Genomic DNA, 21,181 nt, shown 5'->3' on the forward strand with positions numbered 1-21,181 from the left:
GTCAATCTATATACGCTGCTTTACAGCGGCAGCAGCGTCAACTCGCACGGTGTGGCCATGGCGAATTGATAAGATGGTTGGTTGTCTGACGTGAATCAAGTAGAAAACGCCGAGGACAATTACCTGTCCCCGAAGAAAGCGCAGCCAGTGAGCCATACCTTGGATCAGTCTCGGACAAGCACCCAGCGTGCCGGTTTCCGAGTTGATTTGCAGGGACTTCGCGCCCTCGCAGTCCTGCTGGTGATGTGCTATCACATCTGGTTCTCCCGGGTCTCCGGCGGTGTGGACATCTTCTTGATGCTCTCCGCCTTCTTCCTCACTTCTTCCACCGCACGGCGCATCGCCCGCGGGCAGCGCCCGCCTCTGCTCGACGGCTGGCTGCATCGATTCTCGCGCCTGATACCGCAAGCGGCGGTAGTCATCATTGGCGTGGTCATCGCGGCATGGATCATCCTGCCTAGTACGCGCTGGCTGGAGCTGATCGACCAGTCCAATGCCGCGCTGTTCTACTGGCAGAACTGGTACCTCTCGGATCACCAGGTGGACTACTACGCCTTCAACACTGCCGCCGCCTCGCCGCTGCAGCACTTCTGGTCCCTGTCTGTCCAGGGACAGATCTTCATCATCTGGCCGCTGGTTCTTGCCGGCAGCGCACTGCTCTGGAAGAAGTTCTTCTCCCGGCACAGCTTCGCCGCCGTAGCAGGCGGCGCCTTCGGAGCCATCTTCCTCGGCTCGCTCGCGTATTCCATTCACATCACCGCCACCAACCAGCAGGTGGCCTACTTCCACACGGGCGCGCGCCTATGGGAATTCGCCCTCGGCTCGCTGCTCGCCTTGGCATTGCCGTGGCTCTCCAGCCTGCCCGAGAAGATCCGCCGCATCGGAGGCTGGGCCGGCCTGGCCACCGTCATAGGCAGTGGCGCCGTACTGGATGTGCAGGGGCAGTTCCCGGGCTTCATGGCTTTGGTGCCCACGGTCGCCGCCGCCTTGGTGATCTCGGCTCCGGCACCGCGCAGCTGGGCCAACCCGTCGGGCCTGCTTTCCTTGCCCCCGCTGGTAAAGCTGGGCGACCTGTCCTACGGCATGTACCTGTGGCACTGGCCGTTGCTGGTCTTCTACCTTGAGGTCTCCGGGAACGAGAAGGCTTCCTTCGCTGCCGGCAGTGTCTTGATTCTTGCCTCGATCCTCGCTTCGTGGGCCACCACCAAGTTCGTCGAGAAACCGGCCATCGCCTGGCAAGCCAGTGCCAGCTTCTCGCGCCTGATTCCGCAAACCGGGTTCAAGCTCATTGCCCAGTTTGCCGTGGTCGCTGTGGGGCTTGGCGTAGCCAGCCTTCCGGTGATGGCCTGGGAGAACAACGTCGAGCACCGCAGGGCCATGGCCGCGGCGCAGACCGCCACCGACAACCCCGGGGCCAACGCCGAAGATGACTGGGATCCGTCACCTGCGGCTTTGACCCTGCCGCTGGCGACCGAACTGGATAGCGAATGGCAGACTCCCGGCGATGTCTGCGAAGGGGCGAACGCTCCAGATGACGAGCGCATCCACTTCTGCGAGCAGGGCGGCACTTTCGACGGGGGAGCGCCGGACCTGGTACTGCTGGGCGATTCGCACATGCAGCACTGGTCCGCGGCGGCTTCGGCAATGATCGAGGAAGCTGGCGGCAGCTGGATCCTGGTGTACGAACCGGGTTGCCGCTACGGCTCCGATGCTGACCGCGTGGAAGAAGCCTGCTCCGGTTTCCAGGACGCGGCGCAGGAATACGTAGCGGATCTGGCTCCGCAGATGGTGCTGACCACGGCCAGCAAGACCGTAGCGGACCCTGATGACATGCTTCGCAGCCCGGGGGAGCAGGAGATCCTGGTGGACAACTACGCCGAGATGATCCAGCCGCTGCTCGATGCCGGAAGCCGGGTCATCGCGATGCGCGATACCCCGCGCTATACCTACTCCATTCCGGAATGCGTGGATTCGAACAAGGGACTTCCTGCCAACTGCGATGGTTCGGCCGGCTACGCCTTGAACAGCGTGAATCCAGTGGAGCAATTCCTGGATTCCAATGATTATGACGACCAGGTTGTTTCCCTGGACATGACGGGGTTGCTCTGCCCCGAGGGGGTCTGCAAAGCTGTCATTGGCAACGTCTTGACGTACCTGGATGATTCGCACCTGTCCAAGACCTTCGTGCTCAGTGCCAAGCGCCAGTTCGCTTCTTCTTTCAAGGAAGCAACAAACTGGGAATAAATCACCCCTGATGCGGGATGGGGCATGAGGTTGAACACAGTGCGCCACGAAGGAATAACCGGAACGCCAAAAGAGCTCTACCATTTAATCAACCTCCGCTGTCGCCCCGAAAGGTTCCCCCGTGACTGAGTTCAACCCCTTTGCCTTTGAAGGACTCACCTACGACGACGTTCTGCTGTTGCCTGGCCCGACGGATGTGATTCCTTCGGAGGCGGACACCACCACCCGCTTCACCAAGCGCATCAACATCCAGGTGCCCATCAGCTCCGCTGCAATGGACACGGTGACCGAAGCACCCATGGCAATCGCGCTGGCACGCCAGGGCGGTATCGGCGTGATCCACCGCAACCTTTCCATTGAGTCCCAGGCCAAGCAGGTTGACCAGGTTAAGCGCAGCGAGTCGGGCATGATCACCGACCCAGTCACTGTGCACCCGGGTGCCACCTTGGCTGAATGGGATGAGCTGTGCGCTCAGTACCGCGTCTCCGGTCTGCCAGTGGTAGATGAGAACCGCAAGCTGTTGGGCATCATCACCAACCGCGACACCCGCTTTGTTCCTCGCGAACGCTACATGACCACCAAGGTCTACGAAGTGATGACCGGCATGCCGCTGGTGACCGCTCATGACGGTGTAGCTCCAGAGAAGGTAATCGAGCTCCTGTCCAAGAACCGCATCGAGAAGCTTCCACTCATCGATAACGACGGCAAGCTCACCGGCTTGATCACCGTCAAGGACTTCGACAAGGCCGAGCAGTACCCTCTGGCGACCAAGGACGACGAAGGCCGTCTGCGTGTTGCAGCTGCTGTTGGATTCTTCGGCGAAGGCTACGAGCGTGCCATGACCCTGATCGACGCCGGCGTTGACGCACTGGTTGTCGACACCGCCAATGGCCACTCGCAGGGCGTGCTGGAGATGATTGCACGCCTGAAGAAGGATCCAGCGGCTGCGCACGTGGACATCATCGGCGGCCAGGCAGCCACCTATGACGGTGCCAAGGCACTGATCGATGCTGGCGCTGACGCCATCAAGGTCGGCGTTGGCCCGGGCTCCATCTGCACCACCCGCATCGTTGCCGGCGTGGGCGTTCCCCAGGTTACCGCTATCTACGAAGCAGCCAAGGCCGCCATTCCAGCTGGCGTTCCATTGATCGCTGACGGCGGCCTGCAGCACTCGGGCGATATCGGCAAGGCCCTGGTGGCTGGCGCCGACTCGGTCATGCTCGGCTCCCTGCTGGCAGGTACCGCTGAGTCCCCAGGCGATCTGGTCTTCATGGGCGGCAAGCAGTTCAAGGCCTACCGCGGCATGGGCTCGCTGGGCGCAATGGAAACCCGTGGCAAGAACACCTCGTACTCCAAGGACCGCTACTTCCAGGCTGACGCGCCATCGAACGAGAAGCTGATCCCTGAAGGCATCGAAGGCCAGGTCCCTTACCGCGGCCCGCTGTCGGCTGTCACCCACCAGCTCGTGGGCGGCCTGCGCCAGACCATGTTCTACGTTGGCGGACGCACCGTTCCCGAGCTGAAGGCACGCGGCAAGTTCGTCCGCATCACCGCAGCAGGCCTGAAGGAATCGCACCCGCACGACATCATGATGACCGTTGAGGCACCGAACTACCGTTCGCGCTAAGGCTCATCTGATGCGGAAAACCCCATCACCACTGGCGCATTGCCAGAGGCGATGGGGTTTTTCGCATCTCTGCTAGCTGATTCAGGAGGCCAGCCAGCCACCGTCGACGTTGAGCATCTGTCCAGTGATGTACCGGGATGCTTCCGAAAGCAAGAAAACCACCGGTCCGGCAAAGTCATCAGTGTGCCCCAGCCTATTCATCGGGATCCGTGAGAGGATTCGTTCTCTGTCTGCCGGTTTGGCCAGGAGATCTGAAGTGAGCTGCGTTTGGACGTATCCGGGAGCAATGCCGTTCACGCGGATGCCTTGTTGCGACCATTCCCGGGACAGCGCGCGGACAGCTCCGAGTACGGCTGACTTCGACATGACGTATGGTGCGACATTGGGCAGCCCAATGGTGCTTGCCAGGGAGCAGAGGAAGACGTGGCTTCCGACCGCGCTGCCGCGGGAGATCTCCCGCCGCGCGATCTCGGTGCTGAGGAACAGAGGGGCTTCGGCATTGACCTTCTGTACCCATCGCCATTCCTCAGGATCCAAATCGATGGCCTGCTTGCGCAGCTGCACACCCGCAGCATGGATCACGGAATCAACCGGACCGTTGCCTTCGGCAAGGTCTACAAGTTCATTGGCTTTGCCGGTTTGCGCTACATCCCAGGTATAGGTGTGCAGGCGTTGCCCATCGAGTCCGGCAAGCTGCCGTGTTTGCTCCAGTTGGGACTCCGTGCGGGACACTGCGCTGACACGTGCGCCAGCTTTGACGGCTGCCAGTGCCATAGCCTGCCCGATGCCGCGGCCAGCTCCGGTCACTAAAACGTGACGGTTGGCCAGTGAAAACTGTTCAAGACTCATGGGAATTCCTTGTTTGCGTGCTCGTTAGAAAATATAGGTGGGCAACAGCAAGATGAAGAGGAATACCGCACCGCTGATGACCAATGAAACAAAGGTGTACTTCAAGATGGATCTCACTCCGAGCCCCGCGATCGCCAAGATCGGCAATGCGAAGAACGGCTGGATCATGTTGGTCCAGGTGTCGCCGTAACCGATTGCCATGATGATCAAGGCGGGATCCGTGCCCAAGGCGTTGGCCGCTTCGATGAAAATCGGTCCCTGAATGGCGAATTGGCCGCCACCACTGGGCACGAAGATGTTTACCAAGCCGGCGGCGAGGAAGGCGACAATCGGCAATGAGTTCGCGTTGGACATCGAGATGAACGCATCGCTGAGCACGGTGATCAGTCCCGTCGTTGTCACGATCCCCAGGATGCCGGCGTACAGCGGATACTGCAGCAGCACTTCGCCGGTGACTGTCGAAGCGTTCTTGATCAGCCCGGCCAACGCTACAGGGGAGTCAACCAGCAAGAGGATGATCGCGAGCATCGACCAGTTCACGATGTCGAAGGTCAAAACGAAGCCCAGGCGCATGAAGTGCCCGACGATGAAGACGCTGAGCAGTAGTCCCAGTCCGGTCGTGACGTAGCGCTTGGATTCAATCCAATCTGCCGGGCTTTCCGGTTTCCCAGCTTGACGGGCCTCCGTCTGGGAATCCGGGTTGCTGAGCGGGATCTCCAGGATCTCCTCGTCGGTCTTAGGCCGGGACATCACCATGCCGATGACCAGCGCGGGAATCATGATGAGCAGGCCAGTCATATTCCACCAGCTGAAGACCGTTTCCGTGACCGGGACCGGAGCACCCAGGAATTCCTCGATGAAGCTGCCAGGAGTGGCCGAAGTCAGCGGGGCTGCCCCTGAATATCCCATATGGTAGGGAATAAAGCCGGTGTAGGCGGCAGCGACCAACAAAGGGAAGTGGACTTTGATGCCGCGTTCGCGGCAGCTGGTGGCGATACCCTTGGCCAGAATCGCTCCGACGATTAGTCCCAGGCTCCACTGGGCCCAGGACACCAAGCAGGTCAGCAGGGTGACCCAGGCGTAGGCCTGCACCGCGTTCTTTGGAATGCTTGATACTTTCGACAGCACCCCCTGGACCTGGCGGGTATGGGCCAGTGCATGCCCGAAGAGCAGGGCCAGGCACATCTGCGTGATGAAGGCCAGTAGCCCTGTCAATCCTTCGCCCCAAGCATTCACCACGGCGACCGGAGACGAGTCGGTCATCGTCAAGGCCATGAGCATCACGATCAACGTCAGCAGGACGGCGAATACCATTGCTGAGGGCATCCATCGTTCGACAAGACGAGTCACAGGCTTCATTGCGGTTGTGAGCATCGTGCACCTCCAAGAGTAGGCCGATCAATTTGCTGGAGAGGAATATGACTGCCGTCACATCCTTTCGAGGACGCTACTAGTGCGGTTCGGCATTAAGCAATCGTAAGTGGCTAGGCGTCCTATCTCCGGTTGCACCCGGTGCTTCAGGTGCATGAATAAGGTGATTCAGAAGATTTAGCTTTTGAAGCTTAATGTTGCTTAACGTATTTCCATGCCATGTAATGGTGATCACAAGCATTCGCAGGTTCTTATCCGATTTCACCAATGGAGGTGCGCGTTGACCACCCAGTCGCATTTATCGCTTCGACCAGCGCGTGTCTCTGCTGCTGCTGTTGCCCGAGCTGCAGGGGTCTCTTCTGCAACGGTCAGCTACATCATGAACGGTCGACCCGGTGCCTCGCCTGAGACCCGGCGCCATGTGCTGAAGGTGGCGAACGAACTTGGCTACCGTCCCGCCAACCATGGGCAGCAGCAGGACCCGCTTCTGACCCGCGTGGTCGGCCTAGTGCTGCCGAACATCGTGAACCAGATGTATACGATCTGGGCACAGCACATCATCAATGCCACCGCCGCGGCCGGGTTCGATGTCTTTGTCGCAACAACGGGGGACGACCCCGAGGCGCTGGATCAAGTTGCTCGTACCCTGGCTGCCCGGAATGTTGATGGCGTCATTATCGCCGCTGCAATCAAGGAAGATTCGCGTTCTCTGAGGACCTTTCGCCAGAAACGAATTCCCTATGTCTGCCTGTCGCGCAATTCCGAGCATCTGCCTGGTGATTTCGTCGGGATCGATGACGACGCGGCTGCGGGGGAACTCATGTCCCACGTTCTGGATCACGGCTATTCGGAGGTGGCCACTGTCATCGGGCCGCGTTCCTCTACTGCGTCTTTGTTGCGCGAACAGGCTTTTGTCCGGGTTGCCCAACAAAGGGGTGTCCGGGTTGCGGGAGAACGCCTGATCAGTACCAAGCTCAGTTCGGAAGGCGGGCAGCTGGCCGCCAAAAGATTGTTCAGCTCGGCGCATCCGCCACGGGCTGTGGTCTGCGGATCGGATGAAATTGCCATTGGTGTCATGGAGCATGCGCTGTCGCTGGGCCTGCGCATTCCACAGGATGTCGCGATCGTCGGCTGTGACGGACTCAGGCACAGCCGCTCGAAAATCATCGGGCTGACAACAATTGTCCAGCCGGTGAAAGACATGGCGGAAAGGTCCTTCGAGCTACTCCTGGAACAGATCGTCGAGCCGCGGAACACCTACAAGCACACGATCTGCGAGCACAGCCTCCATATCGGTAGGACTTGCGGGTGCCCTGCTACAGGGCGAATGCCTGCCCTCTAGCTCACCACTAGACATTCTCAAAGCCAAGGGCCTGGTGCCCTCTACTCGTCATGCCTGCATGCGGAAGGAACTGACCGTGCAAACTACCAACGCGACACGTCGGATGCGCTCACCGGAAATGCTCAACAAGCTGATTTTCCGGCGCATCATGCCGCTGCTGATCGCAGCCTATGTCATGGCTTTCATTGATCGCACGAATATCGGCATGGCCAAAGACCGGTTGGAAATCGATCTGGGTATCTCGGCTACAGCGTACGGCGTGGGTGCCGGGCTGTTCTTCTTGACCTACGCGCTTTCGGAGATTCCCTCAAACCTGATCATGCACAAGGTCGGCGCACGGTTCTGGATCATGAGGATCATGATCACTTGGGGAATCCTGTCTGCCTGCATGGCACTGGTCCAGGGGGAGTGGTCCTTCTATATCCTGCGCATGCTGCTGGGCATCGCTGAGGCGGGCCTATTCCCGGGAGTCATCTACTTCATCACCCAGTGGTTTGTCGTCAAAGACCGCGCCCGGGCCAACGGACTCTTCTTGCTCGGCGTAGCCCTGGCGAACGTCATCGGGGCGCCGCTGAGCGGCCTGCTGCTGACTATGGACGGCGTTGGCGGGTTGCACGGATGGCAGTGGATGTTCATCATCGAGGGGTTGCCAGCGTGCTTCTTGGCTATCGCAGTTTGGAAACTCCTGCCCAACAAGCCCACCGAAGCTAAATTCCTCACCCAGGCCGAGGCCGAGGACTTGGAAGCGCGAATCGCGGCTGAGGAAATCGCCGGCGCGCAGGCTGCTGGAAATTCCAAGCTTCTCCATGTTCTCAAGGACAAGCAGATCCTGTTGGTCGTTGCGATCTACTTCTCCCACCAGATCGCAGTCTACGCATTGAGCTTCTTCTTGCCTTCGATCATCGGTACATACGGAGAGCTATCCACCATCCAGATCGGCTTGCTCACCTCGATACCGTGGGTCTTCTCTGCCGCAGGCGCCTTGCTGATCCCCAAGCTTGCCACCAATGGCTCGCGATCGCGGATCGTTGCCAGCGCAACCATGACCGGCATCGTTGCCGGGTTCACCCTCGGTGCGCTTGGCGGACCGGTGCTCGGACTGATCGGCTTCTCGCTAGCCGCGTTCAACTTCTTCGCGTTGCAGCCGATCCTGTTCACCTACCCGGCAACCCGCCTTTCCGGTGCGACTCTGGCTGGCGGCATTGCTTTCGTGAACACCGTCGGGCTGTTCGGCGGATTCCTTGGTCCCTACATCATGGGGCTGATGGAAGAAGCTACTGGAAGCAAGATGTCGGGCCTCTGGTTCATTGTCGCGATCTGCGCCGTTGGCGCACTGCTCACTCTCAAGCTCAAGCAAGGCACCGAGGATCCCGCTAAAGCCGCTGTGTCCGGCCACTAGGCATCTAACTAAGGAGCAACGAACTCTAATGAATACCCATAACATGAAAATGGACTTTGACGGACTCCGGGTTCTCGTCACGGCTGGAGCTGCGGGCATCGGCCTGGCGATCGCTCAAGAGTTCAGGAACCATGGCGCACAAGTCTTCGTTACGGATATCAATCCTGAAGCAGTGCGTGCCGCCGCGTCGGCGGGTTTTGCCGCCTCCGTGAGCGACGTGTCGGATGAAGATCAGGTACGTGGATTGCCCGATCAGATCCAGCAGTCTCTAGGGGGACTGGACGTCCTGGTGAACAATGCCGGAATCGCCGGTCCTACCGGGCCTATCGAGACTCTTGAATCCGAAGATTGGATGACGACTTTCGATATTAATGTCCACGGACAATTCTTCTGCATCAAGCACTTGCTCCCGTTGCTGCGCCAGTCCACCCGCGGATCCATCATCAACTTGTCCTCGGCCGCTGGCCGTCTGGGCATGGCAGGTCGCAGTCCGTACTCGGCATCGAAATGGGCAGTGATCGGGCTGACCAAGACGCTTGCCATCGAGCTCGGCGGTGAAGGAATCAGGGTCAATGCCATCTGCCCGGGGGCAGTCAATGGCCCGCGCATCCAATCCGTCATCGAGGCGAAGGCGCGAATGCTCCAGCGTCCGGTGGACGAAGTCTCCGATCTGTACCACGCGCAGTCATCGCTCAACAAGCTGGTCGAGGCCGAGGACATCGCCAATATGGCGGTGTTCCTGGCCAGCCCGATGGCACTTCGGATCAACGGCCAGGCCATGGCAGTCGATGGCAACACCGAGAAACTGTACTAGGAAGGCGTATTGTGAAAAACAAGCGAAAAGTCATCATTACCAGCGCTGTCACCGGCGCTATCCATACCCCCAGCATGTCGCCGCACCTGCCGGTGAGCGCCGATGAGATTGCCGAAGCTGCGCTTGGCGCCGCCAAGGCTGGCGCGGCCATAGTCCACATGCACGCGCGTGATCCCAAGGACGGCCGCCCATCTCAGGATCCCAAGCATTTCGAACCGATCTTGGAGAAGCTCAAGAACGGCACCGACGCCATCGTCAACATCACCACCGGTGGCTCCCCGCATATGACCGTCGAAGAACGCATGCTTCCGGTGGCAACCTTCGAACCTGAACTCGCTTCGCTCAATATGGGATCAATGAACTTCGGACTGTATCCCATGCTGGACCGGTTCACGGAGTTCGAACACGATTGGGAACGAGAAGGCCTGGAAAATTCACGGGATCTGGTCTTCAAGAACACCTTTGCCGATATCCAGAGGATCCTGGAAATCGGTAACGCCAATGACACCCGGTTCGAATTCGAATGCTACGACATTTCCCACCTAAATAACCTGAGTCACTTCCACCAGCGCGGGCTGGCCCGTGGCCCGCTTTTCGTGCAGTCGGTTTTCGGTCTGCTCGGCGGCATCGGGGCGCATCCGGAAGACTTGATGCATATGCGCCGCACGGCTGACCGCCTGCTGGGAGAGAACTACGAATGGTCCATCCTCGGTGCAGGCAAGAACCAGATGCCGTTAGCTACCATTGGAGCGGCCATGGGATCGCATGTACGTGTTGGGCTGGAAGATTCCTTGTGGATCGGACCGGGGCAGCTCGCCGCTTCCAATGCCGAGCAAGTGACCCGTATCCGGACCATACTGGAAGCACTGAATTTCGAGGTCGCGACTCCCGAGGAAGCCCGGGAGATGCTGGAGCTCAAGGGGCGCGACAAAGTCGGTTTCTAGGCGCCAAATGCCTTCGGCCTGAATAGCAGCACAAAATCAAACAGACTCGAGGCTCCATCTGTCCTGCCCCATGCAGGCATAGATGGAGCCTTGTTTTGTCCTAGTCCCAGTTTGACGCCGCGCATTGGCGCGCGCCGTGGCGTATCCAATCCCACTAGAACATCGCGGGACTCGCTCGCCGCGGACACGTAGACTTGTTCGATGGCGGCGCTTCCCTGCGCGTGCGGGAAACCTCGCGCCAATGCGCCGGTGACGGAAGGACAATCAGTACATGGGCCAGCCAGCCAACCTGAAGAAGCAAACCCGACAGCGTATGGAACGCACGGGGGAGAGCTACACCACCGCGCGCAAGAACATCTTGGCCGGCAAGCCTGAAAGCCCTCGGGCCGCTCGCGCTGCCGCCGCACGCGACTACGCCAAGGAAGCACGCGAAAAGGCCAAGGCGCAGGAGCAGAAAGGCAAGAACGCTCCGGCTGCTTCGCCAGCTGACGAACTGCCTGAGTACCCAGCGCCAAAAGATGTCATCCAGTACGATGCTGCGCTCTGGCACCGAGTCCTAGTCCAAGCTGGCGTCACCAACAAGCACACCGGCGAACCGCTGAGCCAGGCATTGCTCGCTGGCCTTGCCGGCGGTATCGGCTTCATGGCTTTTACCCATGAAGGCGGCGAAGAGACTGCAGTAACCTTGGTGACCCGCCACAACCCGGAACCCTATACACAGAACCTGCTGGCTCGTTGCGGTGCTCCGGTGACCGAACGTACCACCAGCTCAGCCGAACGCGCTGTCGAATACATGGACGCTGCCCTGGACGCAGGCCGCACCGTGGTGGTTCGCGTGGCAATCAGCGCGCTGCCATGGATTGACGGCAACACGGTTGATGAGGCCGAGACCCTGGATCTCGTCGTCGTTGGCGAGCACAAGAAAGACCTGATGGTAGATGACGGTTCAGGTGCGCTGAACCTTATTAGCCCCAAGGAACTGGCCATCGCCCGTGCGATGCGCAAGAAGGAAAAGCACTGGCAGGCATGGATCCCGTCCTCGCGCTCGCCGAAGGCCGAGACCCTGGCCGCCAATGCCGTCGAGGCGATTGGGGAAACCACCGCTCGCCTGCTGGGCACCAGCGAGCTTTCCGGGGTTCCAGTGCACTTTGCCAAGAACTTCGGCATTACCGGCATGCGCACCTTGGCCACGCGACTGCGCGATAACGAGTCCAAGACCGGTTGGTCCCAGATCTTCGCAAGCCAGCAAGCGCTGGCCAACGGCTTGGACCAGCTCGCAGGTTTCTTCTCCGACACGCGTTTCAGCGGCGAGGGCGCGTTGCGCGGCCTGTACGCGGAGTTCCTTTCGGAAGCGGCGGAACTTCCAGGCCTGGCGGCGCTGGCAGCTCACGTAGATGCTTACCGGCAGCTCTCCACCCAGTGGGATGAGTTCGCGGACCTGATTGATCCAGAGACCGAGTTCGCCAAGCGTGCTGAGCACTTCGCCGTATTGGCTGACGCGATTGAGCGCATTGCCGATTCTGAAGAGCAAGCCGCCACCTCCTTGGCCGTGACCGCCAAGAAGCTTGCATCCAAGACAGCCAAGTAAACCTGGCTCAACATAGGCCCTGCCATCCGGTGATCTTACTCACCGGCCGGCAGGGCATTGTTGTCCCGGTGTGCCACTTGCGGCCCCATGCGCCAGAGCCAGCGCAGAAACATCGCCTAAAGCCAATGCGCTATCAAAAGCGGGATTATCCGGGAATCTTGATAACCTAGTTAGGTGAGTAACGAGATTGAGATCGGCCGCGGCAAGCGGGCAACTAAGGCATATTCCCTGGACGACGTAGCGATCGTACCGAATCGCCGTACCCGTGATCCGAAGGACGTATCGGTGTCCTGGCAGATCGACGCCTTCCAGTTCGACACCCCTATCCTGGGCGCACCAATGGATTCGGTGACCTCCCCGTCTACTGCAATCGCCTTGGGCAAGCTCGGCGGCCTGGGCGTGCTGAACCTCGAAGGCCTGTGGACCCGCTACGAGGACCCGGAAGCAGTGCTGGCTGAAATTGCCGGCCTGGAGTCCGAGGCGGCAACCCGCAACGACCCGAAGATCACCGCAAAGCTGCAGGAACTGTACTCGGCTCCCATCCAGCCTGAGCTGATCACCTCGCGCATCTCCGAGATCCGCGACTCCGGCGTTGTCGTTGCAGGCTCGTTGACCCCGCAGCGCACCCAGGAGCACTACAAGACCGTTGTCGCTGCCGGCGTGGACATCTTCGTCATCCGCGGCACCACAGTTTCGGCAGAGCACGTCTCGAAGACCACCGAACCGCTGAACCTCAAGCAGTTCATCTACGAACTCGATGTCCCAGTGATCGTGGGCGGCGCAGCAGGATACACCCCGGCCATGCACCTGATGCGCACCGGTGCAGCCGGCGTGCTCGTTGGCTTCGGTGGCGGCGCGTCCTCCACCACCCGCCGCACTCTGGGTATCCACGCGCCGATGGCTACTGCCATCGCCGACGTTGCAGCCGCACGCCGCGACTACATCGAAGAGTCCGGCGGACGCTATGTCCACGTCATCGCCGATGGCGGCATGGGGAACTCCGGCGACATCGTCAAGGCCATCGCCATGGGCGCCGACGCAGTGATGCTCGGTACCGCACTGGCCCGTGCCGATGAAGCACCAGGCGCCGGCTACCACTGGGGCATGGAAGCAGTTCACGAGGCCAGCCCACGTGGCGACCGCGCCAAGGTCGGAACCGTCGGCTCGCTGGAGAAGGTCCTGCACGGCCCATCGCACGAGACCAACGGCACCTCGAACCTGGTTGGCGCACTGCGCCGCTCGATGGCCACCACCGGCTACTCGACCCTCAAGGAATTCCAGCGCGTCGACGTCGTGCTGTCCCCGTACGAATCCGATCGCTTCTAGCGGATCCTGATCTGGCCCTGCTCTTCTTTCGAAGGGTGGGGCCAGTGTCGTTTAAGCGCTTGGTCTCAACGAATGAATAAGCAAGTTGGTTCCACCAGCGGAAAATAAGGCAACAGGGCTAATCTCACGCCATCGCATTTCGAGTTCTACGCCAAATAGAAGTACCGTTAGAGTGTGCTTAAAACCGCTCTGAAGCCCAAATGGATCGGCGCCCTCTTTGCCGCGCTAGCTCTCGCCACCGGATTCGTTCTCTTGTCCGGATGGCAGTTCGGCGCCTCCGAAACCGAGCCGCCGGTCAAGATCGACAAGACCGAGAAGCCGGTCGCGCTGATCGAGCATCAGGAAGTCGGCAAGGAACTGCTGGGCATCAAGGCAGACCAGATCGTCACTATGGAGGGCGAATTCGTCCCCGGCACCGATCAGCTGATTGCGCCTCGGCTGAATGGCGATCAGCGCGGTGTCTGGGTCATCACCCAATTCAAGGTCGAGGGCGCGGCCCAGGACGCCGGTATTGCGGTGGTACGCGGCTGGCAGGCTGAAGCAACCAAGCCAGCTCCGGCACCTGAAGGCGAACTGGAGATCACCGGGCGCCTGCTGCCTAGCGAAGGCCCGGAATTCCGCGAGGACCTGCGCAGCGCTACGCTGCCAACTCTCGCCTCGGCACAGCTGGCGAACATCTGGGATTCGGTCCTCTTTGAAGGATTTGTCACGGCCCACGGAATCACCACTGCCAAGGGCGAAACCGTAGCGCAGCCGGGCCTGGATATCGTCGACGTCGGTCCGCAGCCCCAGGAAGCGCAGATCAACTGGCTGAACGTTTTCTACGGTCTGGAATGGGTCCTCTTCGCAGGGTTCGCCATCTTCCTCTGGTACCGCATGGTGCGCGATGATTACCAGCGGGATCTTGACGAGATTGCTGAGCGCGCTGCCGAAACACATATCACGGGCGGCAACGCCACCCAAGCTGGAAACAGCAACGAATAGCATTTCACGCACACCGCACTTCTTACCGAAATCGGAAGGAATCACCAACGATGTCCAGCACCACCCCGGCACCGAAGCCCCGGAAATTCGGCGGCACCCCTAAGCAGATCCGTGCAGCCGCAACCTTCTACAAGGTCTTCGCCTACATCACCGGCGTGATGCTGCTGCTGCTCGTGCTGGAAATGATTTTCAAGTACTTCTGGTCCCTGGAACTCTTCGTGGGTGGCACCTTGGTCGATGGCACCTCCAACGCCGTCGGCATGTACAACCGTGCCGAGGTGGCCGGGGGACTGAACCTCTCGCTGGGCATCCTGATCGCCCACGGCTGGCTATACGTGGTGTACCTCTTTGCAGACTTCCGCCTGTGGACCTTGATGCGCTGGCCATTCCTGCGCTTCATTACGATCGCCCTCGGCGGCGTCGTCCCGTTCCTTTCCTTCTGGACCGAAGCCAAGGTGCACGCAGAAGTAGACCGCGAGCTGGCCGCGCATCCAAAGGCCGCCAAGCGCTACTGACACGTGGCTGCATTCATTGCCAAAGGGCAGATCCGTTCATCGAAAATGAACAGATCTGCCCTTTGCCTTTGCCAAAAATCCACTAGGTGACGCTGATGACATCACCTTGGCTGTTTCGCGCGCAGTGAACCGCGTAGACTGTAACGGTGACTACTGCTCCCCTCAATCCAGAACATAAGCCGGTTCTGGTCGTCGACTACGGGGCCCAATACGCGCAGCTTATCGCTCGCCGCGTACGTGAGGCCCGTGTGTACTCGGAGATCGTTCCGCACACCCTGTCCACCGAAGCCATCCTGGCCAAGAACCCTGCAGCGATCATCCTCTCCGGTGGTCCTTCCAGCGTTTACGCCGATGGCGCCCCTTCCGTCGGGGCTGACCTGTTTGAAGCCGGCGTGCCGGTCTTGGGCATCTGCTACGGCTTCCAGGCCATGGCTAACGCCTTGGGCGGTACCGTGGCCGAAACCGGCCTGCGCGAGTACGGCCGCACCGCAACCAACTTTGAGGGCGATGCCCGCTCCATCCTGGCAGGTGCCGCTCAGGCCCCTACCGTCTGGATGAGCCACGGCGACTCCGTCTCCAAGGCCCCAGAAGGCTTCGAAGTGCTGGCCACCACCGCTGGTGCTCCGGTTGCCGCTTTCGCAAATGAAGCAAAGCGACTGTACGGCGTGCAGTGGCACCCAGAGGTGAAGCACTGCGAGTTCGGCCAGGATGTCCTGGAGAATTTCCTGTACAACGGTGCTGGCCTGAAGGGCGACTGGACCGCTGACAACATCGCTGACGAGCAGATCGAGCGCATCCGCGCCCAGGTCGGCACCGGTAAGGCCATCTGCGGCCTGTCCGGCGGCGTGGACTCCGCTGTTGCAGCTGCCCTGGTGCAGCGCGCCATTGGCGACCAGCTCACCTGCGTGTTCGTCAACCACGGCCTGCTGCGCGAAGGCGAAGCCGAGCAGGTTGAGAAGGACTTCGTAGCTTCCACCGGCGCCAAGCTGTACATTGCCGACGAGCGCGAGCGCTTCCTGACTGCTTTGGACGGTGTCACCGACCCGGAGACTAAGCGCAAGATCATTGGCCGCGAATTCATTCGCGCCTTCGAAGCAGCGGAAGCGGCGATCATCGCCGAGGCCGCTTCCGAGGGCGAGCCAGTGAAGTTCCTGGTCCAGGGCACTTTGTACCCGGACATCGTCGAATCCGGCGGTGGCGAAGGCACCTCGAACATCAAGAGCCACCACAACGTGGGCGGCTTGCCAGAGGACCTGGACTTCGAGCTGGTTGAACCACTGCGCACCCTGTTCAAGGACGAGGTCCGTGCAGTGGGCCGCGAGCTCGGCTTGCCTGAGGAAATCGTTGGCCGCCAGCCATTCCCTGGCCCAGGCCTGGGTATCCGCATCATCGGTGCCGTCAACGAAGAGCGCCTGTCCATCCTGCGCAAGGCTGACGCGATCGCTCGCGCCGAGCTGACTGCTGCAGGACTGGATGACGAAGTTTGGCAGATGCCAGTAGTGCTGCTCGCTGACGTACGCTCGGTAGGCGTACAAGGCGATCACCGCACCTACGGCCACCCAATCGTGCTGCGTCCGGTTTCCTCCGAGGATGCCATGACCGCTGACTGGTCGCACCTGCCATACGATCTGCTCTCGAAGATCTCCAACCGCATCACCAACGAGGTAGATGGGGTGAACCGCGTGGTGCTGGACGTTACGTCCAAGCCACCTGGAACCATCGAGTGGGAGTAAATCCCCAAGACTGCTAATTCACTGCGCTTTGGCGGGTGAATGGGAAGCGGATCCGGTACGCCGGTTCCGCTTCCCGCAGTTAAAACGTGTTTCGCGCACCGGTTCTGCACGGTGCGTGCACTACGTTAGAAAGAGGCGTATCTGCACCTGTGGTGCGCCCGAATGTGGTCGGTTCAGTGAAGGGAATGACTGTCGTGACTAGTGGACAGAATGCTGCCGCCGAGCGTGTAGCTGCCTGGGTGAAATCCCTGGGACAGAGTGCCGGGGCGGATACCACCCTGCGATTTGCTCCGTCGACCTCCAATAGCATCGACATAACCCATGCCAATCCATCGGGATTGGCCCAGTTCCTTGCCGGACGGCGTACCCGCCTGTCCACGCTGCTGCACGATGCGGACCAGTACGCTACCGCGCGCCGCACTGCCCGTGCGCTCTCGGCCAAGATCAATGAACTGTGGGAAGAACGCGGCATCGACGTCGGCTACCTGGCCGCCGGCGTCGCCAACTGGCGCGCGGTCCACGATGGCAAGAGCGAGCCTGTCTCGGCTCCCATCATGCTCGGCCGCATCACACTGACCAAGCACGTTGATGCTGACGACTACGACCTGCAGCTGGTCGGCCGCGCCACCGTATCCCCGGCCTTCGTGCGCCAATTCGAAGCCGACCACAACGCCAAGGTCGATGTCGCCGCGGTGGACGCCGAAGCGTACTCCATCGCCCGTTTCGACCCGGTCCGCGGAATGGATGCCCTGCGCCACCAGATGTCCGAGGTTCCCGGCGTAGTGGTGGGCCACCGCCTGCTGCTCTCCACCTTCTCCGAGCTGATGGACCCAGCTGACCCGGCCAAGCTCAATGGGTCCCACCCGGTCATCGAGGCGCTAATTCGTCACGACTCCGCGGAAAAGCAGGCTGGAAACAGCCAAAGCAGCAAGACCTCCGAAGCGCTGGCCAACCTGGTCGCTTCCAAGCCGGGCGCTTCCAAAACCGAGGGCTCAAAGCCTGAAGAAGCCAAGGACGAGTCTGCCGCTGAAAAGAAGCAGGACGAAGAGCAGCCTGAAGCGCAGGCCGCCGATGCCAAGGGCCATGAAGCTGCCGGCTCCCGCCTGAGCCGCGTGAAGAACATTCTCAAGGAAACCGCGCGCTCGCGTAAGCAGAGCCTTGCATCCGAAGGATCTTCTGCCCGCAAGGTCCACACCGGAACCACCACCATTGCCAAGTCTTCTGATGACCGTGATCCGGAAGATGAACTGTTCTTGCTGGACGCGGATGAGTCCCAGTCCAAGATGCTTGACTACATCGCTGCCGGTGAATCGGTGGCCATCAACGCCGCTGCCGGTACCGGTGCTACCCAGACCGCGCTGAACGCAGCCGCGCTGCTGGCCGCCCAGGGCAAGCGAGTACTGGTGGTTGCGGAACAGCGTTCTGCCGCCGAAGAATTCGTGACCCGCTTCAACGAGCACCTGGATGCAGGCAGCATGCTTCTGGAACCCAACGAGGATCCAGAAGCGCTGCGCGCGATGATGACCAAGGCAATTCTGCGCAACGAACGCGCTGCCGAGCCGCAGCTGGGCTCCATGTTCAAGCGCCTGCGCGAATCCCGCCACGCACTGCACGAGCACGTGAAGTCGCTGCACTCGGTGCGCAGCCGTTGGGGTTGCTCGCCATACCAGGCAATGCAGGAACTGGCACGGCTCTCCGCACTGGAACCAGCGCCATCCACCACCGTGCGCCTGAAGCGTTCGGTGCTGGATTCCATGGGCCAGCGCGGACATGTTGCCGCACAGCTCAAGCGCGCAGCGCAGCTTGGCGCCTTCTCCAAGATGCACACCACCAGCCCATGGCATGGTGCACCGCTGCGCAACACCGAAGCCACCGAAAAGGCCTTGAACCTGGCCAGCGGGCTGGGCCGCGACCTGCCCATCCTGCATGAGCACATGCTGCAGATCGCCGAGCGTTCGCAGATCCGCCTGGAAGAAAGCTACGACAAGTGGGGAGACCAGCTGCAGTTGCTGGTCGCCGTCCGCGGATCGCTGGACAAGTTCGAGGCCGACATCTTCGAGGGCGACATCGATGATTTGATCGCCGCTACCGCAACCAGCGCATGGCGCCGCGAGCACGGCGTGGAGATGGGCTCCATTGTCCGTTCCCGGCTGCGCAAGATTGCCAAGGAATACGTCCGCCCGGGCATGCACGTAGCTGACCTGCAGTCCGCTCTGCAGGCGGTGGCGGTCCAGCGCGATGCCTGGCGAGCCATTGCCACCAGCCAGCGCAACCCTCAGGTCCCAGGCGGCCTGCTGGATGTTGAAGCCGGATACCACGACGCCGGTGCCCGCATCGACAAGCTGGCCGAAATGCTGCCGTCCTCCCTGGGCTCGCGCCTGCGCGAAATGCCCATCAAGGAGCTGCTCTCGGTGATTGCAGCGCTGGTCGAGCGCCGCGAGGACCTGGGCGAGCTGCCCGAGCGCACGTTGATCTCCGAGCAGCTGGCCGAAGCCGGGCTGGGCGACCTGCTTGATGACTTCGCCGAACGCGAGATCGACGCCGACCAGGTAGACAGCGAATTGGAGCTTGCCTGGTGGCAGTCCGTGCTGGATGCCATGATCTCCGGTGACGACTTCCTGGCCATGAATGATGGCTCCAAGCTGGAGAAGATCGAGGCTGACTACCGTCTGGCTGACGGCGCGCACATCGCTGCCGGCCCGCAGCGCATCCGCTGGGCGCTGACTCGCAACTGGAAGGCAGCGCTGGCTGACCACCGAGCCGGTTCCCGCGCGCTGCGCGAGATGCTCAAGGGCGGAACCCCGAGCATTGCCGGGCTGCTGGATCTCGGAGCACCGCTGGCCAATTCTCTGACCCCGGTCATCGTCTCGGCTCCGCTGCTGCTGGGCAGCGCCCTGCCGGAGGACACGAAGTTCGATGCGGTCATCCTGCTGGAAGCCAACTACCTCACCCTGCGTGAAGTCCTGGATGCGATCCGCCGCTCCGGCCAGGTCATTGCCATTGGCGATGAAATGCTGGGCGGTCCGAAGCGCTTCGAGGTCTCCGTAGACCCGACCGCACGAGTTCGCGAGCAGAGCGTGGACCGTTCCGCGCTGGAGGCCCTGAACAAGGTCCTGGTGACCGGTTCGCTGTCCACCGTGTACCGCGGCATCGACGAAGGCCTGGTGGAACAGCTGTCCGCCACCTACTACGATTCGGCGCTCTCGCGCCTGCCAATGGCGGTGAACCTCACCGGCGACTCCTCGCTGCTGCGCGGCGAATACGTGCCAGATGCCACCGGCTCGCTGTCCAGCAGCGAAGACGGCGTGCAGACCACCGCAGCAGAAGTGGCGCGCGTGGTGGATCTGGTCTTCGCCCACTTCAAGAACCACGGGGGCGAATCGCTGGCAGTCATTGCCTCGAACCGCAGCCATGCCTCGGCCATCGCCGAAGCGATCCGTGTGCAGCTGCCAAACCACAAGTACGCGATGGAGCACCTGCGCTCCAAGCGCGAACCATTCGTGGTGACCACCATGGACCGGCTGATCGGCCTGCGCCGGGACTCGGTCATCTTCGCTTGGGGCTACGGACGTACTCCGCACGGCAAGACCCTGCACGAATTCGGTGCACTGTCCCGCGAGGGCGGCGAACAGCTGTTCGTCGCCGCCATGACCCGATCGCGGACCCGCATGACCTTGGTGTCCAGCCTGTTGCCCGAAGACGTGGACCTGAACCGCGTCTACCGTGGTGCCCGACAGTTCTTCGAACTGTTCGGACGCGTGCAGGCAGGGGATTCCGGAGTCAGCTCGATGCGCAATCCGCGCTTCGATCCATTGGTCTCCGATCTGGCCCGCCGCCTGCGCGAAAGCGGTGCCATCGTTTCCGAGGACTACCGCGGTGTGCTGGACCTGTCGGCTCACGCCTACGATTCTGCGCACAGCGGCATCCGCCCATTGGCTGTGGTCTACGACGGCACCGAGCACTATGCCGGACTGACCGTGCGTGAACGCAGCCGACTGCGCCCGGAATTCTTCGAGAAGCACGGCTGGCGCTATGTTCCGCTGTGGACCATTGACGTCTTCACCGATCCGGGTGCTGTCACCGATCGCCTGGCCCATGCACTGGGGTTGAAAAAGCCTGCGGCCCCAGCCCAGGCTTCGACCCGTACCGGTGTGGCCGCCGCTCGGCCGGTGTCTGCCCGTGAAGTCACCACCGAGGCGGAAACGCCGAAGGAAAAGTCCAATCTGCTCAAGTCGGCCAAGGCACGACTGGAACCAAAGGCCGAGACCAAGCAGGAAGCGCCAGCTGCTGAAAGCGGTGCCAAAGCTGAAGCTGCCCAAGCACCTGCAAAGGACAGCGCGGATAAGCCGCTGACTCCAGCCCCTGTCCCGGCTACCAGCAAGAACGAGGATCCGGAGCCAAAGAAGTAATGACTTCTGAGCAAGAACCAACGCGCGGCCCCCGCC

Annotated in this window: 14 protein-coding genes; 12 read left to right on the plus strand and 2 right to left on the minus strand. The window is 61.1% G+C overall.

The window, feature by feature from the left end; genetic code table 11:
* Positions 1-90 precede the first annotated feature (90 nt).
* On the plus strand, positions 91-2,244 hold the full coding sequence (locus ACNPN0_RS03175) for an acyltransferase family protein (protein ID WP_332499449.1): 2,154 nt from the start codon (positions 91-93) through the stop codon (positions 2,242-2,244).
* A gap of 121 nt (positions 2,245-2,365) precedes the next feature.
* Entirely contained in the window at positions 2,366-3,871 is a 1,506-nt protein-coding gene (gene guaB / locus ACNPN0_RS03180) for an IMP dehydrogenase (protein WP_105657608.1), read from the plus strand.
* Between the two features lie 81 nt (positions 3,872-3,952).
* On the opposite strand, the gene ACNPN0_RS03185 is transcribed toward guaB, so the two are convergent.
* Positions 3,953-4,720 (minus strand): SDR family NAD(P)-dependent oxidoreductase, encoded by a 768-nt coding sequence (locus ACNPN0_RS03185; RefSeq protein WP_105657607.1) that lies wholly within the window; start codon positions 4,718-4,720, stop codon positions 3,953-3,955.
* 24 nt (positions 4,721-4,744) lie between these two features.
* Positions 4,745-6,094, minus strand: a complete 1,350-nt coding sequence (locus tag ACNPN0_RS03190) for a short-chain fatty acid transporter (RefSeq protein WP_332727098.1) — start codon at positions 6,092-6,094, stop codon at positions 4,745-4,747.
* Between the two features lie 277 nt (positions 6,095-6,371).
* On the opposite strand from ACNPN0_RS03190, the gene ACNPN0_RS03195 reads away from it, so the two are divergent.
* The 10 genes from ACNPN0_RS03195 to ACNPN0_RS03240 all read left to right on the plus strand — a co-directional run bounded on the left by ACNPN0_RS03195 (position 6,372) and on the right by ACNPN0_RS03240 (position 21,145).
* Complete coding sequence (locus tag ACNPN0_RS03195) at positions 6,372-7,433, plus strand: LacI family DNA-binding transcriptional regulator (RefSeq protein ID WP_286134196.1); 1,062 nt, start codon at positions 6,372-6,374, stop codon at positions 7,431-7,433.
* A 76-nt stretch (positions 7,434-7,509) separates the two neighbouring features.
* On the plus strand, positions 7,510-8,832 hold the full coding sequence (locus ACNPN0_RS03200; RefSeq protein ID WP_332731638.1) for an MFS transporter: 1,323 nt from the start codon (positions 7,510-7,512) through the stop codon (positions 8,830-8,832).
* 28 nt (positions 8,833-8,860) lie between these two features.
* Positions 8,861-9,646 carry an SDR family oxidoreductase gene (locus ACNPN0_RS03205; protein ID WP_286134194.1) on the plus strand — a complete coding sequence of 262 codons (786 nt, stop codon included), beginning with the start codon at positions 8,861-8,863 and terminating at the stop codon, positions 9,644-9,646.
* Positions 9,647-9,657: 11 nt separating this feature from the next.
* Positions 9,658-10,590: a BKACE family enzyme gene (locus ACNPN0_RS03210; protein WP_332594894.1), complete on the plus strand. Its 933-nt coding sequence runs from the start codon at positions 9,658-9,660 to the stop codon at positions 10,588-10,590.
* 271 nt (positions 10,591-10,861) lie between these two features.
* Positions 10,862-12,178: a BtrH N-terminal domain-containing protein gene (locus tag ACNPN0_RS03215; protein ID WP_448937655.1), complete on the plus strand. Its 1,317-nt coding sequence runs from the start codon at positions 10,862-10,864 to the stop codon at positions 12,176-12,178.
* Positions 12,179-12,352: 174 nt separating this feature from the next.
* Complete coding sequence (locus ACNPN0_RS03220) at positions 12,353-13,504, plus strand: GuaB3 family IMP dehydrogenase-related protein (RefSeq protein ID WP_448937656.1); 1,152 nt, start codon at positions 12,353-12,355, stop codon at positions 13,502-13,504.
* 174 nt (positions 13,505-13,678) lie between these two features.
* Positions 13,679-14,488, plus strand: coding sequence for an SURF1 family cytochrome oxidase biogenesis protein (locus ACNPN0_RS03225; RefSeq protein WP_400342092.1), 810 nt, complete (start codon positions 13,679-13,681; stop codon positions 14,486-14,488).
* Between the two features lie 50 nt (positions 14,489-14,538).
* On the plus strand, positions 14,539-15,003 hold the full coding sequence (locus ACNPN0_RS03230; RefSeq protein WP_448937657.1) for a DUF3817 domain-containing protein: 465 nt from the start codon (positions 14,539-14,541) through the stop codon (positions 15,001-15,003).
* Between the two features lie 146 nt (positions 15,004-15,149).
* Positions 15,150-16,736: a glutamine-hydrolyzing GMP synthase gene (guaA, locus tag ACNPN0_RS03235; RefSeq protein WP_105657599.1), complete on the plus strand. Its 1,587-nt coding sequence runs from the start codon at positions 15,150-15,152 to the stop codon at positions 16,734-16,736.
* A 185-nt stretch (positions 16,737-16,921) separates the two neighbouring features.
* Positions 16,922-21,145: a DUF4011 domain-containing protein gene (locus tag ACNPN0_RS03240; protein WP_400342094.1), complete on the plus strand. Its 4,224-nt coding sequence runs from the start codon at positions 16,922-16,924 to the stop codon at positions 21,143-21,145.
* Positions 21,146-21,181: the final 36 nt, after the last annotated feature.

This window comes from Glutamicibacter sp. AGC84, assembly GCF_053543575.1.

What these genes read in the sequence shown, in the direction of transcription:
- ACNPN0_RS03185 (WP_105657607.1), bottom strand. Translation starts at nt 4,720, where the DNA reads ATGAGTCTTGAACAGTTTTCACTGGCCAACCGTCACGTTTTAGTGACC.
- ACNPN0_RS03190 (WP_332727098.1), bottom strand. Translation starts at nt 6,094, where the DNA reads ATGCTCACAACCGCAATGAAGCCTGTGACTCGTCTTGTCGAACGATGG.
- ACNPN0_RS03205 (WP_286134194.1), top strand. Translation starts at nt 8,861, where the DNA reads ATGAATACCCATAACATGAAAATGGACTTTGACGGACTCCGGGTTCTC.
- ACNPN0_RS03215 (WP_448937655.1), top strand. Translation starts at nt 10,862, where the DNA reads ATGGGCCAGCCAGCCAACCTGAAGAAGCAAACCCGACAGCGTATGGAA.
- ACNPN0_RS03230 (WP_448937657.1), top strand. Translation starts at nt 14,539, where the DNA reads ATGTCCAGCACCACCCCGGCACCGAAGCCCCGGAAATTCGGCGGCACC.
- ACNPN0_RS03240 (WP_400342094.1), top strand. Translation starts at nt 16,922, where the DNA reads ATGACTGTCGTGACTAGTGGACAGAATGCTGCCGCCGAGCGTGTAGCT.